At 71.5% G+C, this 13,754-nt stretch carries 14 protein-coding genes and 2 pseudogenes; 8 read left to right on the forward strand and 8 right to left on the reverse strand.

Features of this window, described 5'->3' with window-relative positions; translation table 11 throughout:
* The first annotated feature begins 12 nt into the window (after window positions 1–12).
* On the forward strand, window positions 13–1,488 hold the full coding sequence (gene xylB, locus OG293_RS05240; protein ID WP_405997585.1) for a xylulokinase: 1,476 nt from the start codon (window positions 13–15) through the stop codon (window positions 1,486–1,488).
* Window positions 1,489–1,906: 418 nt separating this feature from the next.
* On the forward strand, window positions 1,907–2,494 hold the full coding sequence (locus OG293_RS05245) for an ATP-binding protein (protein ID WP_405997586.1): 588 nt from the start codon (window positions 1,907–1,909) through the stop codon (window positions 2,492–2,494).
* A 34-nt stretch (window positions 2,495–2,528) separates the two neighbouring features.
* Here the strand turns inward: OG293_RS05245 and OG293_RS05250 are convergent, their stop codons facing one another.
* The gene (locus OG293_RS05250) at window positions 2,529–3,341 is read right to left on the reverse strand and encodes an SAM-dependent methyltransferase (protein ID WP_405997587.1); all 813 of its coding nucleotides are present in this window, start codon (window positions 3,339–3,341) and stop codon (window positions 2,529–2,531) included.
* A 234-nt stretch (window positions 3,342–3,575) separates the two neighbouring features.
* On the opposite strand from OG293_RS05250, the gene OG293_RS05255 reads away from it, so the two are divergent.
* Both OG293_RS05255 and OG293_RS05260 read left to right on the forward strand, forming a co-directional pair.
* Complete coding sequence (locus tag OG293_RS05255; RefSeq protein WP_405997588.1) at window positions 3,576–3,740, forward strand: hypothetical protein; 165 nt, start codon at window positions 3,576–3,578, stop codon at window positions 3,738–3,740.
* 65 nt (window positions 3,741–3,805) lie between these two features.
* Window positions 3,806–4,657, forward strand: a complete 852-nt coding sequence (locus tag OG293_RS05260; RefSeq protein WP_405997589.1) for an N-formylglutamate amidohydrolase — start codon at window positions 3,806–3,808, stop codon at window positions 4,655–4,657.
* A gap of 133 nt (window positions 4,658–4,790) precedes the next feature.
* On the opposite strand, the pseudogene OG293_RS05265 reads toward OG293_RS05260, so the two are convergent.
* Window positions 4,791–5,555 (reverse strand): annotated as a pseudogene (locus OG293_RS05265) (maleylpyruvate isomerase family mycothiol-dependent enzyme); the annotation flags it as partial.
* A gap of 317 nt (window positions 5,556–5,872) precedes the next feature.
* On the opposite strand from OG293_RS05265, the gene OG293_RS05270 reads away from it, so the two are divergent.
* The gene (locus OG293_RS05270) at window positions 5,873–6,250 is read left to right on the forward strand and encodes a hypothetical protein (protein WP_406003849.1); all 378 of its coding nucleotides are present in this window, start codon (window positions 5,873–5,875) and stop codon (window positions 6,248–6,250) included.
* Here OG293_RS05270 and ribA read toward each other — a convergent pair.
* Window positions 6,217–6,867 (reverse strand): GTP cyclohydrolase II, encoded by a 651-nt coding sequence (gene ribA / locus OG293_RS05275; protein WP_405997590.1) that lies wholly within the window; start codon window positions 6,865–6,867, stop codon window positions 6,217–6,219. The two genes, OG293_RS05270 and ribA, sit on opposite strands and share 34 nt — an antisense overlap.
* 137 nt (window positions 6,868–7,004) lie before the next feature.
* Between ribA and OG293_RS05280 the strand changes: the two genes are divergently transcribed.
* Window positions 7,005–7,751, forward strand: coding sequence for a creatininase family protein (locus OG293_RS05280; protein ID WP_405997591.1), 747 nt, complete (start codon window positions 7,005–7,007; stop codon window positions 7,749–7,751).
* Window positions 7,748–8,569, forward strand: coding sequence for a RibD family protein (locus OG293_RS05285; RefSeq protein WP_405997592.1), 822 nt, complete (start codon window positions 7,748–7,750; stop codon window positions 8,567–8,569). Before OG293_RS05280 ends, OG293_RS05285 begins: the two co-directional genes overlap by 4 nt.
* Here OG293_RS05285 and OG293_RS05290 read toward each other — a convergent pair.
* The 5 genes and pseudogenes from OG293_RS05290 to OG293_RS05310 form a co-directional block, all read right to left on the reverse strand.
* A pseudogene (locus tag OG293_RS05290) lies at window positions 8,561–9,496 on the reverse strand (lysylphosphatidylglycerol synthase transmembrane domain-containing protein); the annotation flags it as partial. The gene OG293_RS05285 and the pseudogene OG293_RS05290 sit on opposite strands and share 9 nt — an antisense overlap.
* Entirely contained in the window at window positions 9,493–10,359 is an 867-nt protein-coding gene (locus OG293_RS05295) for a class I SAM-dependent methyltransferase (RefSeq protein ID WP_405997593.1), read from the reverse strand. The gene OG293_RS05295 and the pseudogene OG293_RS05290, both read right to left, overlap by 4 nt.
* Window positions 10,356–11,462 carry a glycosyltransferase family 4 protein gene (locus OG293_RS05300; RefSeq protein ID WP_405997594.1) on the reverse strand — a complete coding sequence of 369 codons (1,107 nt, stop codon included), beginning with the start codon at window positions 11,460–11,462 and terminating at the stop codon, window positions 10,356–10,358. Before OG293_RS05300 ends, OG293_RS05295 begins: the two co-directional genes overlap by 4 nt.
* Window positions 11,459–11,857, reverse strand: a complete 399-nt coding sequence (locus tag OG293_RS05305; protein WP_405997595.1) for a 6-pyruvoyl trahydropterin synthase family protein — start codon at window positions 11,855–11,857, stop codon at window positions 11,459–11,461. Before OG293_RS05305 ends, OG293_RS05300 begins: the two co-directional genes overlap by 4 nt.
* Before the next feature lie 64 nt (window positions 11,858–11,921).
* Window positions 11,922–12,914, reverse strand: a complete 993-nt coding sequence (locus OG293_RS05310; protein WP_405997596.1) for a zinc-binding alcohol dehydrogenase — start codon at window positions 12,912–12,914, stop codon at window positions 11,922–11,924.
* Between the two features lie 108 nt (window positions 12,915–13,022).
* Here OG293_RS05310 and OG293_RS05315 point away from each other — a divergent pair, with 108 nt between their 5' ends.
* Complete coding sequence (locus tag OG293_RS05315) at window positions 13,023–13,748, forward strand: CDP-alcohol phosphatidyltransferase family protein (RefSeq protein WP_405997597.1); 726 nt, start codon at window positions 13,023–13,025, stop codon at window positions 13,746–13,748.
* The last annotated feature ends 6 nt before the right edge of the window (window positions 13,749–13,754 follow it).

Here is a 13,754-nt window from a genome sequence, read left to right on the forward strand (position 1 = left end):
AGAGGTGGAGCAATGCCCGTGGAGCCGGTCGTCATCGGCGTGGACAGCTCGACCCAGTCGGCCAAGGCGGCTTTCGTCGACGTGGCCACCGGCCGCATGCTCGCGGTCGGCAGGGCCCCGCATCAGGTCACCGGCGAAGCCGGCGCGCGCGAGAGCGACCCCGAGGTGTGGTGGCGCGCACTGCGCGAGGCCGTCGCGAACGGGCTCAAGGAGTCGGGCGTGCCCACCTCCGCCGTCGTCGGCATCGCGGTAGCCGGCCAGCAGCACGGCCTGGTGGTCCTCGATCGTGCCGGGATCCCGGTGAGACCCGCACTGCTGTGGAACGACACCCGCTCGGCCCCGCAGGCCGCCGCGCTGACCGAGGCGCTCGGAGGCCCGGACGCCTGGACGGCCCGTACGGGATCGGTGCCGGTCGCCGCCATGACGGCCGCCAAGTGGCAGTGGCTGCGCGAGCACGAGCCCTGGGCGGCGAAAGCGGCGGCGGCTGTCCGTCTCCCGCACGACTTCCTCACCGAACGGCTGGCGGGGATCGCCGCCACAGACCCGGGCGACGCCTCGGGCACCTGCTGGTACTCCACGGCCACCGGGGCGTACGACCCCCAGCTCCTCGACCTCACCGGGCTGGACGGCGACCTGCTACCGCCGGTGGCCGCCACCGGTGCCGTCCGCATCGGCTCACTGACCGCCACGGCTGCGGCCGACCTCGGGCTGCCGGCGGGCATCGCCGTCGCCGCCGGCACCGGCGACAACATGGCGGCGGCGGTCGGCCTCGGGCTGGGCGGCGCGGGCCTCCTCGATCACCCGGTCCTCAGCCTCGGCACCTCGGGCACGGTCTTCGCGGCCAGCCGCACCCGGCCCGCCTCACCGGCGCTCGCCGGATTCGCCGCCGCCGACGGCACCTTCCTCCCGCTGGCCTGCACCCTGAACTGCACCCTCGCCGTCGACAAGGTCGCGGCTCTGCTGGGCCTCGGCCGCGACGCCGCCGAGGCGGGCGGCGAGGTCGTGCTGCTGCCGTATCTCGACGGGGAGCGCACCCCTGATCTGCCCGGCGCCTCGGGCCTGCTGACCGGCCTGCGCCACACCACGACCCGGCAGCAACTCCTCGGCGCCGCCTACGAAGGCGCGGTCGTCACCGTATTGCGCGCCCTTGACGAGGTGCTGCGCGCCTGCGGCCTCGACCCCGCGGACGCCGATGCCGCCACCCGCCCGTTGCGGCTGGTCGGGGGCGGAGCGAAGGGCCGGCACTGGGTGGAGACCGTTCGCCGTCTCTCCGGACGGCCCCTGCTGATCCCGGGGAGCGGCGAACTGGTCGCCCTCGGCGCGGCGGCCCTCGCGGCCGGAGCCACCACGGGTGAGGACCCGGTGGCGCTGGCGGGCGGCTGGCAGGGTGAGGGTGCGGTCGAACTCCCGCCCGTGGAGCGGGACATGGAGACGTGGGAGCGGGTGTCCGGGGTCCTGGAACGGGCGGCACCGACACTCCTCGGCTGACCGCCACGCATCGGATCGGGCCCCGGCCGGCCCGTCCGACCGCTCAGCCCGGCGCTCCGCCCGTCCGACCGCTTCTGCCCGCCGGGCCCCCGCACCGCGTCCGGTCCGGCCCGCCCGGCGGTGAAATCTTGGCGCACCGCGTCGATGCGGGGGGCTCGGCAGGGCGCTCCGTGAAGCCGATCCAGGGCGATGAGGCGAGTACCGTGCCGGAACACCACAGGGCAGAGCGCGGCATTTGCGGCGAGGTGACCCTTGTCTCCTCGTTGAAGTCCGATTAGGGTTCGGCAATGTCGAACAACGGTCGGCTCATTCCTGTCCCCGCATTTTCGGAACCGATCGTTTACAGCGGTGTACGCAGCGCAGCACGCCGCTGGTCAGAGGGCCGGCAACCCTGCCGAGCAACCGATCGGGAATCGCCATGCGAACCACCGTCTCGAACCCGCCCGCGGCGCGGTGCGACACCCGCGCACCGCGCATCCCGGCCTCCCGCCGCACGCCCGGGCACGGCGTGTCGCTCTACGCCTTCACCGTGCCCGCGGCAGCCGCCGAGGTTCCGCTCGCCCGCAGAAGGGCGGCCCGCGTGCTGCGGGAGTGGGGACTGCACGAGGACGGGCTGCAGACGGCCGCGCTGGTGATCTCGGAACTGGTCGGCAATGTCGTACGGCACGCCGCACCGCACGCGGCCAGGACCACGGTGACGCTGACCCGGACCGGGACGACACTGACGCTGGCCGTGCACGACGAGCACCCGTTCCTCCCGCAGCCGCCGTCCGATGCCGATCCCGGACGGGACTGCGGGCGCGGGCTGATGATCGTCGACAGCCTCGCCCGCGAGGCGGGCGGCGCCCTGCAGATAGACCGGGCACCCACGCACGGCAAGGAGGTCCGGGCGGTGTTCCCCGCAGCCGAATCGGCGGACGGCGCGGACGTCTCGGCCTGTGTGGCGGTCGCCTGCCCGGTCATGCACTTCCGGCGGGCCGGGCTGGCCGGGCCGACCGGTTCCTGAGAGCAGGCGCCCGTCGCCGCGCGACGCACTCCCCCTACGGCTTACGGGCCACCCCCGCGTACAGCGAGGCGGCTTCGTCCCCCTCCGCCACCTCGTCGACACCGAGCTCCGGGTGCCACTGCGTGAGCCGTACGATGCCGGGCTCCTCCACGTCCAGCCCCTCGAAGAAGCGGCCGACCTCGGCATGCGACCGCGGTGCGAGCGTGACTCCGCCCGCCGCGTACATCTCGACGCCGCGCTGGACGGCCTGCGGGTCGAAGTCCGCGGTGAGCTGCGACAGTACGAGATAGCTGCCTGAGGGCAGGGCGTCCACCAGGGCGCCGACCAGGTCGCAGGGACGGTCGTCGTCCCCCACGAAGTGCAGCAGCGCCACCAGCGAGAGCGCGATCGGCTGCTTGAAGTCCAGGATCTTCCGTGCCTGTCCGAGGATGCGTCCGGGCTCGCGCACATCGGCCTGGATGTAGTCGGTGACGCCTTCGGGTGTGCTGCGCAGCAGCGCCTCGGCATGGGTGAGCACGATCGGGTCGTTGTCGGCGTAGACGATCCGGGACTCGGGTGCGACGCCCTGGGCTATCTGGTGAAGATTGGGCTCGGTGGGGATGCCGGTGCCGATGTCGAGGTACTGCCGTACGCCCGCCTGGCCGGCCAGCCAGCGTGTGACGCGTTGCATGAACCAGCGGTTGGTCTGGGCGACATGCTTGGCACGGTTGTCGATGCTCATGATGTGGCGGCCCAGTTCCTCGTCGACCGGGTAGTTGTCCTTGCCTCCCAGGAACCAGTCGTACACCCGGGCCGGGTGCGGCTTGCTGGTGTCGACCCTGGGGACGGCCGGCTCGTTCCCGCTCATACGAGACTCCCTGGATGCTCAGAAATCACAATTCTTCGATCATGTGATCCTCGCAGGAGGGCGGTCCACGGGCAAGCAAGTCATGGCCGGCTGTGGGGAGTTCGCCGCAGGTGAGGGCCGGCCGCACGCTCGACAGCGCTCCCCGCGCCCGGAGCGAATGGTCCTACAACAACGCGCGCCTGCATTCACTCTCCGGGGCTCGCGGAGCCCGGACCCCCACGAAGGACCCGGCCCATGCGCCCGACGGACAGATCTCTCCTGCTGCGCAGGCACGCCCTGTCGGCGCTGACGGCCGCGGCGGCGGTCGGCGCGGTGGTCGTGACGGCAGCGCACCCCCGGCGCACTCCGCGCCGACGCACCGCACGTCGGCCCCGGCCTCTACTGGGCGTATTCGGATGAGCCCGACAACACAGCGAGGCGCCGTAGCCGGCGTCGGGCGCCCGGTGGGGATTACGGGTCAGCCCATGGCATCGTGGTGGTCCGAGGCCGGCGCACGGAAACGAAGGAGAGCAGTCGTCGACACCGCCCATGAGCCCTTCCACCTCCTCGCCGGGGCCGATGCGTCGCCGGTGCTGCTGCACGTCCCTCACTCCTCGCGGGTGATTCCCGCCTCGGTACGAGACGGGATCCTGCTGGACGATCCCGCGCTCGCGGCAGAGCTCGGCCACATCACCGACGGCCATACGGCCGAGCTCGCGGCCATGGCCGCTGCCGCCTCGTCGGTGCGTCCCTGGCAGTTCGTCAACGGGCTCTCCCGCCTGGTGACCGACCCTGAACGTTTTCCCGACGACCGCGAGGAGATGCTCGCCGTCGGCATGGGCGCCGTCTACACGCACACCACGCACCGCGAGCCGCTCCGCCCGGCGGACGTCGATCATCAGCCGTTGATCGACCGATGGTTCCGTCCCTATGCCGAGGCGATGACCATGGCCGTGGCCGAACGGCTGGAAGCCGCCGGGCGCGCGGTCGTCCTCGACGTCCACTCGTATCCGACGATGCGTCTGCCGTACGAACTCCACGGCGACGGCCCGCGTCCGCCGATCTGTCTCGGCACCGACGCCTCCCACACGCCGGAGGACCTGCTCGCCGCCGCGCGGGAAGCCTTCGCGGGATTCGGCGCTACGGGGCTCGACAGTCCCTTCGCCGGTGTGTATGTGCCTCTGCGGTTCCACGGCACCGAACCTCGGGTCAGTGCGCTGATGATCGAGATCCGGCGGGATCTCTACATGGAGGAGCCGGGCGGCCCGGCAGGTCCAGGACTCGGGGCACTGGCCGACGCGTTGGCCCGGCTTGTCGACGCCGTGTCCGCTGCTTAGGGACGACGAGGTCCACGGCGCGGGTACGCGTCACACGGGCGGGACGAGGGAGGCGTACCGGCAGAGCACCGCCTTGTCGCCGTCGACCCGTAGCCGGTCCGCGGGGGATACGCCCCCAGAGGAACAGCATCAGCTCCGAGGCCGTGCCGGACAGTTCGACGTCGTACGGCTCAGAAGCGCCCGGCAGCTGAGGCGCGTCCGAGGGCCGCGGCTCGCCCGGAGCGCCTGCGAGGCGTACGTCGTCGCCTTCGAAGTACACCGTCCACACTCCGCGTCCGTCCGTACGGCGGAAGCGGTAGCGCTCGCCCGCCCCGGGGGCGCACGGCTTCCGGGACCGGCTGGCGGGCATCATGACCTCGATGAAGTGCCCGACGGCGTCCGCGGCCAGTTCCCCGTCGACAGGGCGGGCCGCTCCGAGCGCGCCTTCCATGTCCCAGCGGTGCACGGCCGCCTCGATGGCCTGGATCCGGAGCCAGAACCCGACCGACCGGTCCCCCGACCAGGTCCACACCTCGGTCCGCGGATCGCTGCTCCTGAAGTGCGAGACAAGCAGGGCGGCACCGGCGGCGAACCAGTCGAGCAGGCCCGTGGGCAGCGGCCCGCGGTTCGGGGCGTGTTCGGGCCTCGGCCAGCCGTCGATGTCCGCGGGAAGCCCGAGGTAGAAGATGTCCGCGGGGTCGGGCTGCTCGGCGGGCAGCTCCTGCAGGAGCAGGGTCACATATCGGTGCACTCCGCCGAGATGCAGCATCAGATCGGACGCCGACCAGCCGGGGCAGCTCGGGATCAGGGGCGCTGCTTTGGCACCGGCCGTGAGCCGGGCCGCGGATTCGAAGGACCGGATCTCGCGGTGCAGGTGCGCGGCGTAGCCCATGGCATCACTCTTCCACGGGCCCGCCATGGTGGGTCGAAGGTCGGCCACCGCGAATACGGTGCGGCGGGCCGAGCTGATCGCGCCACCCGGCACGTCGCCCAGCGCGGCGGCCGGCTCCTCGCCGGGGGTGGTGACGTACTTGCACCAGGAGGCCGACGGGTTCCCCGTCGAGGGGCGGCTCGACGCCGGAGGATGCGGCCAGGTTCTCCAGCCGGTCCACCCGGAGGATGCCGGGCGGAGTGAGCCTGGCTGCCAGATCAGCTGCCGTTCCTGAGAGCCGGGTGGGAATGGCCGCGGAGCACTCTGACCGCCGGAGATCGCCTCTCCGCCCGCGATGCCGCCTGGTGATCGCGCACCGGCTGTCCACCGTGCTGGACGCCGACCGCGTGATCGTCATGGACGAGGGCAGGATCGTGGAGCAGGGCACGCCGGGCGAGCTGCTCGCGCACCCGGGCGGCCGGCTCCATGAGCTGGTGCGCCGCCAGATGGCGGGACGGCGCACCTACGCCTGCTCCGCGAGTGGAGTGGAGTGTCCGCAAGGTACCGGCGTCCGCCCCGAAGGCGTCGCGGACCAGGCGGTACGTTGCGGACACGACCTGGGGTCTTTCCAGCCCGGCAAGATCCAGACGAGAGGCCCCAAGGGCTGTCCCGCAGTCCCCGCCGCGCGCCCGGCATTACGGGACAGCCCTCAGTCCACCGCGCCGTCGAGGTGGGGCAGATAGTGGTCGAGGCGTTCCCGCTTGGTCCACAGATAGGCGAGGTTCTCCTCGCGCGGCGCGATCAGCAGAGGCACCTGCTCGGTGACCTTGATGCCGTGCCGCAGCAGGGCCTCGCGCTTGAGCGGGTTGTTCGAGAGCAGCCGTACGGACGGCACGTCGAGGTCGTGCAGGATGTCCGCCGCGACCCGGTAGTCGCGCAGATCGGCGGGGAACCCGAGGGCGAGGTTCGCCTCGACCGTGTCCATCCCCTCCGCCTGGAGCTTCATCGCCTTGAGCTTCGCCAGCAGCCCGATTCCCCGGCCCTCATGGCCCCGGAGATAGACGAGAATGCCATGGCCTTCCTTCACGATGGTGTCCAGTGTGGCGGCCAGCTGATCGCCGCATTCACAATGTTTGGACCCGAAGACATCTCCGGTGAGACACTCCGAATGCACGCGTGTAAGAGCACCGTCTCTCTCGACATCGCCGTACACAAGCACCATTTGCTCCTCGGCGCTTTCGCGGTCCAGGTAGCCGATGGCGAGAAAATCGCCGTGCATGGTGGACAGTCGCACATCCACCACTCGTTCGACACCTGATGGACGAACACGACCGCCGAACGCACCATCACTTTCTGTCATGACCCGATCCTATATGGCAGGCTCACTGAAGAGTGAGCGAAAATGGTTGAGGAACTTAGCCCGGACATCAACTGGCTGTCCGATTCATCACGTTCGACCGTGGGTGCACGGAGCGGACGACGAAAGGCCCGAAAGACATGAGCGGTTCGGAAACGACACAGGCGCCGAGCCTGTTGCCCTGGGACTCGACACGGGACGTAAGGGAGCGGCGGGCCGAGGTCGCCGTCCTCCCCATCGGCAGCTTCGAGCAGCACGGAACGTTTCTCCCCTTGGTGACCGACACGGTCGTCGCCTGCACCATCGCCGGGGAGGCCGCCGCCGCCCATCCGGTCAACCTGCTTCCGCCGGTGACGATCTCCTGCTCCCACGAGCACGCGGCCTGGCCCGGTACCGTGAGCATTTCCGCCGCCACCCTCCACCTGGTCGTGCGGGACATCGCCGATTCGCTGCATGCTTCCGGTGTCCGCGCCCTGATTCTTGTCAATGGACACGGCGGAAATTACGTACTGCGCAATGTGGTTCAGGAATCTGTCGGCGCAGCGATGCCCATGGCGCTTTTCCCCGGCCCGGCCGACTGGGACGCCGCCCGGACGCGGGCCGGCGTACAGACGCCCTCGCCCAGTGATATGCACGCGGGCGAAGTGGAAACATCCATCCTTTTGCATGCCCACCCCGAACTTGTCCGACCCGGTTATGAAACGTCCGACTTCCTTGCCGACGAGCGTAAGCATCTGCTCACGCTCGGTATGGCGGCGTACACGGAGTCCGGTGTGATCGGCCGCCCTTCCATGGCGTCCGCCGAGAAGGGAAAACACATGCTTGCCTCACTTGTCGATTCCTTCGGCGAGTACGTCTCGCTGCTCACCTCGCGGGAGACCCGATGACCGGCCGCAGCGCGGTACTTGACGCGGAAGAGGCGTGGGAGCGGCTCCGCACTGTCCGCTCCGAGGCGGACGCCGAGGCCGCCGGCCTGGTCCCGCGCGCGAACGGAGGACTGCGCTGGGGCGAGGACGCGTCGACCGAGGCACAGCTGCTCGCCGAGCGCTATCTGCCCCTGTGCCTGGCCGGCCCGCTCCTCACGTTCGCCCAACTCGGGCAGAGCCTGGACGGCTTCATCGCCACCCGAACCGGCGACGCGGACTTTGTCACCGGCGAGGAGGACCGCCTCCATCTGCACCGGCTGCGGGCGCTCGCCGACGCGGTGGTCGTGGGCGCCGGAACCGCCGTCGCGGACGACCCCCAACTGACCGTAAGGGCCTGTCCGGGTGACAACCCGGTGCGTGTCGTCCTCGATCCGAAGGGCCGCGTACCGCTGCGGCGTCAGGTGTTCACCGATGGTTCAGCCCCGACTCTGTGGGTGGTGGGCGTGGGCAGCGAGCACGGCATGCCCGTGCCGGACGGCGTCGACGTCCTGGAGCTCCCGGAGGACGACTTCGCTCCGGGACATCTGGTGCGGGCGCTGGCGCAGAAGGGTCTGGGCCGGGTGCTGATCGAGGGCGGCGGTGTCACCGTGTCGCGCTTCCTGCACGAGGGTGCGCTGCACCGGCTGTACGTCACCGTGGCGCCGGTCCTGATCGGCGACGGCGTCCCCGGACTTCGTTTCCCCGGGCAACCGGTGATGCGCGACGCGCTCCGTCCGCCGGTGCGACGCGCCGCTCTCGGCGAGGACACGCTCTTCGAGCTGGAGCTGCGGGCTCCGTAGCCGGGCGAGCCACTGCCCGGCGAGCACCACGGCGCCGGGCAGACTCGCGGCGAAGGCGAGCACTCCGTAGACGACGGCGACGGTCAGGCCCTGGGCGGCGCCCAGGCCGGCCGCGCCGAAGGCCCACGCGGTGACCCCTTCTCGCGGGCCCCAGCCGCCGACGTTCAGGGGCAGCGCCATGGCCAGCAGCGCCAGCACCATCAGGGGGACGAGCTCGGCGACCGGTTCCGTGGACCCCGCGGCGCGGGCGGCGAGCAGGAACGTTCCTATGTGTCCTGCGAGCACCACGACGGAGGAGAGCACCACTCCCGGCCAGCTGTCGCGGGAGAGCAGCCCGAGGCGCGCCTCGGCCAGCACGGAGCGTGCCGCCCGCTGCCAGCGCGTGGCGTCGTTCTTCCTGCCCAGCCGGACGGCGAACACGATCATCAGCGCGCCGAGCACGGCGACGGTGACCGCGATCCCCGGCGAGGTGGCGAGGGCGCGGGTCTGTGCCGGAGCCGGGGACGGCTCGGCGAGCAGGACCGTTACTCCGACCGCGATCAGGACCACCTGGCCGGCGGTCCGTTCGAGAACGACGGCCCTCACTCCACGGCCGACGTCACCGGTGCTCTGTCCGTGCCGAACCGCGCGGTGCACATCCCCGAGGACGCCGCCGGGCAGCGCCGCGTTCAGGAACAGAGCGCGGTAGTAGTCGGCGACGGCAGCGCCCAGCGGGAGCCGGATGCCCAGGCCGCGGGCGACGAGCTGCCAGCGCCAGGCGCTGAACACGGTGGTGAGCAGGCCGAGCCCGAGCGCGCCCAGAAGAGTGGGGCCGTCGATCCTGCTCAGCCCGTCCAGGAACGCGCCGGTCCCCAGACGCCACACCAGCACCGCGAGAATGGCCGCTCCGGCCGAGGTCCCGATGCGGGCCCGCGTACGTCCGCTCATGAGGACCCGCCCGCCTTGCGTGGCAGCGCCAGCAGATCGCTGTGATGCACCACCACCCGCAACTCGCCCGACGCGCAGGCCGCCAGGCGGCGCAGCAGATAGGAGTCGGCGCGGCGCGCCAGATCCGGGCGCTGTTCACAGGCGGCGCCGACCCAGCCCCGCAGCCACTCCACCGTCAGCGTCGAGTCGTCGGCGCCGAGCCGCCACGCGCTGGACTCGGCCCGTACCGTCGCCCCCTGCCGCGCGAAGGCCACGGAGGCCACGGAGACGGCGTCGGGTCCGAGCAGGCCGTTGCGGCGCTGGTGGGCGTTGAACGCCTCGGCGATCTCGGCATCCATCGGCTCTGCCGGTGTCAGCTCGACCCGGCCCACCACGGAAAGCGCCAGCAGGGCGGGGCAGGCTGCCTCCGCGCAGGCCGCGGCGAGTGCGTCCACCTCGTCGCGGGTGAGCACGTCCAGCAGGGCGGACGCCGTCAACAGCGAGGCCCCGGCCAGCCGTTTCGCGGTCATGCGGGCGATGTCACCGCGCTGCGTGGCGACCGTCACGGCGCTGCCGTCGCCGGCCGCGCTCGGCGTCCGCACGGCTGCCAGGTCAAGCAGAGCGGGGTCGCGGTCGTGCAGGATCCAGTGCTGGGGGCCGTTCAGCCGGGGCGCGAGCCAGCGTCCCATCGACCCGGTGCCGCAGCCGAGGTCGTGGATCACCATCCGCCTGCCCCGCCGCCCCTGGGTCTCCTCGGCCTCCTCCTGGGCGGACAGCCACTGCTGGAGCGGGTCGAGGAGGCCGAGGGCGCGGGCAGCCGCGTCGGCGCCCTCCCGCAGCTCCAGCCACTCCGGGGCGTAACGAGGCGCTTCGGTCTTGTTCATGCGGCCCTCCGGGGTTCGCTTCGGAGGTGCTCCAGCGCACCGGCGAGATTGCGTGCGGTGGTTGCCCACCCGTCCAGTGCGGCGCGCCGGTCGTCGGCTGCCGCCTTCAGCCTGCGGCGCAGACCGGGTTCACCGAGCCAGCGGCGCAGGGCGGCGGGGAGTGCCGCCGGGTCGTCCGACGGTACGAGGATGCCTGGCACACTGCCGTCCGGCGCGCGTCCGACGGCCTCCGGGAGTCCGCCGACGGCACTGGCCAGGACGGGAATCCCGCGCGCGAGCGCCTCGGTCACGGCCATGCCGTAGGTCTCCGCGTACGAGGGAAGCACCATGAGGTCGGCACAGGCATAGCTCGCGTCGAGCTCCTCTTTGGGCAGTGCCCCAGTGAGATGGACCCGGTCGCCGAGTCCGGACTCCTCGATCAGCTCTCTCAGTCCTGCGACATAGCCCCGGTCGTGGCCGAGACCACCGACACATGTGCAGGTCCAGGGCAGATCGGTGAGGCCGGCAAGTGCCTTTACCAGCCGGTACTGCCCTTTTCGCGGGGTGACCGCGGCGACGCAGAGCAGCCTCGACGCGCCGTCGGTGCCGGGAGCCGGAGGCGCGATGTCGGCGCCGGGCGCGGCGACATGGACCCGCTCCGAGGCGATCCGGTGGTGGGCCACGAGCCGGCGGGCCGCCCAGTGGCTGGTCGCCACGACCACCGGCACGGCGCGCAGTGTGTCCCGCTCCAGGGCGTCCAGGTCGGCGGCCCGTGCGGGCGCGAGTCCCGTCTCGTCACCGAGCGGCAGGTGTACGAGGACGGCCAGGCGCAGCCGCCCGGCCTCCCGGACGACGATGTCGGGAACGGCGCAGGCGACGAGTCCGTCGAGGAGTACCGCACTGCCGTCCTCCGCCTCCGCCAGGACACGGGAGAGTTCGGCGCGAGCGGTGGCTCCGGGCTGCGGCCAGGTGCCCACGACGGCGTGTTCGCGGACCTGCCAGCCGACGGCGGGCAGGTCCCGGCACACACGGCGGTCGTAGACATTGCCGCCGCTAGGCGCGGCCGGGTCGTCGACGCCGCCGGGCATGACGAAGTGCACCGTGCGGGTGTGGGCTCGGTTCATAGGCCGCGCTCGTAACTCGCCCAGGCGATGTGGGACTCGTGCAGGGTGACCGTGAGCCCGGTCAGGCCGTGGGCGCCCTCGCCCAGTGCCCCCGCCCGCACCCGGTCGGCGAGACGGTCGGCGATCACCTTGGCCACGAATTCCGTGCTGGTGTTGATGCCGGCGAAATCGGGCTCGTCATCGAGATTGCGGTAGTTCAGCGCTGCGACCACCGCGTTGAGCTCCTGGGTGGCCAGCCCGATGTCGACGACGATGTTGTCCGCGTCGAGTTCGGGCCTGCGGAAGGTGGCGTCCACGAGAAAGGTCGCTCCGTGCAGGCGTTGCGCGGGCCCGAAGACCTCTCCGCGAAAGCTGTGGGCGATCATCAGGTGATCGCGGACGGTGATGCTGAACAACGAACGACCCTCCAGGTATGGCGGTACTTCTGAACCCTTAGTACGGCCGACCTGACCTCCTTGTTCAGGCCGGATCAGCGACGTTTTCGTACCTCACGCGGTGGCAGAGTCCCGGCAGTTCCCCGGAGGCGAGCCTCGGCAGCACCTGCGGCAGCTCGTCGAAGGCGCATTCGCCGGTGACCAGCGCGTCGAAGGCGGGATCGGCGAGCAGGTCGAGCGCGAGGGCGAGCCGGTCGGCGTAGGTCCGACGGGAGCCGCGGGCCGGGGACACCGTCCCCACCTGGCTGCTGCGCACGACCAGGCGGCGGGAGTGGAATGCCTCCCCCAGCGGCAGGCTGACCCGCCGGTCGCCGTACCAGCTCAGTTCGAGAACAGTCCCCTCCAAAGCGAGGAGTTCCAGCGAACGCGCGAGTCCCTCCTCGGTGGCGCTGGCGTGGACGACGAGATCGCAGTCGCCCGCCGCGTCCTGAGGAAGGGCGAACTCCACGCCGAGAGCCTCGGCGACCGAGGCGCGCGCCGGGTCCGCGTCGACGAGCTGTACGCGGACGGCGGGATACCGGGCGAGAAGTGCGGCGACACCGGCGCCGACCATACCCGCGCCGACCACGGCGATCCGGTCGCCGAGCATGGGAGCGGCGTCCCAGAGGGCGTTGACGGCGGTCTCCACGGTTCCGGCCAGCACCGCGCGCGAGGCGGGGACGGAGTCGGGCACGACGGTCACGGCGCTCGCGGGGACGACATAGCGGGTCTGGTGCGGGTAGAGGCAGAAGACGGTACGGCCGAGCAGCTGTGGCGGCCCCTGCTCGACGATGCCGACGTTGAGATAGCCGTACTTGACCGGCCCGGGAAAGTCGCCCTCCTGGAACGGCGCCCGCATGGCGTCGTGCTGGCTCTGCGGCACGCCACCGCGGAAGACGAGCGTCTCCGTGCCCCGGCTGATACCGGAGCACAACGTGCGCACCAGTACGTCCTCAGCTGCGGGTTCTTGCAGAGCGACGTCCCGGATCTCACCGTGGCCGGGCGAGCGGAGCCAGAAGGCGCGGGCTGCGCGGTCCATCGGATTCCTCCTGAACGTTCGGGCGACAACAGACGTACTGATCGCCGTGGAGCCGCACACGGTACGCGGCACTGATCGACTCTGTCACTCAGCCGGAGGGTACGCACGGTGGCCTTGAACAACGCCTACGACATGAGGCCCCTTCGGCACGAAACTGTCGTGGGGGCGGGCGCCCAGCTCGCCCTGTTGTCCCTGCTCGGCACGGCGATAGGCCTGGGGCCCGCGGGCTGGCTCACCGGCCTCGCCTTCGGCATCGTCACGTGGTCGGTGCTCATACCTGCCCTGCGCCGGTCGTGGCTCGGCTCCTTCGGAGCGGCCAACCGGGTCACGCTCGCCCGGGCGACCCTCGTCGGAGGCGTGACCGCGCTGGTCGCCGACTCCGTCGCGAGCCCGCCGCCGGTGACCCTGCTGGTGGCGCTCACCGCGGTGGCCCTCATCCTCGACGCGGTCGACGGCAAGGTCGCCCGGGCCACCGGGACGTCGACCCCCTTGGGGGCACGCTTCGACATGGAGGTCGACGCGGTTCTCATCCTGGTCCTCAGCATCTACGTGGCCGGTTCGCTGGGCCCCTGGGTGCTGCTGATCGGCGCGATGCGCTACGCCTTCGTCGCCGCGGCCCGGGTCCTGCCGTGGCTGCGCGCACCACTGCCCCCCAGCACGGCCCGCAAGACGGTGGCAGCCCTGCAAGGGATCGTACTGCTGGTGGCGGGCGCCGGAATCCTGCCGACGGTGCCGGAGTTCGCCGTGGTCCTGTTCGCGCTCGGGGCGCTGATCTGGTCCTTCGGGCGCGACATCAGGTGGCTGTGGCGGGTCAGGGACGAGCAGCCTGCCTGACGCGGA

Origin of the sequence: Streptomyces sp. NBC_00829 (assembly GCF_045161795.1) — a bacterium.
GTDB lineage: Bacteria > Actinomycetota > Actinomycetes > Streptomycetales > Streptomycetaceae > Streptomyces.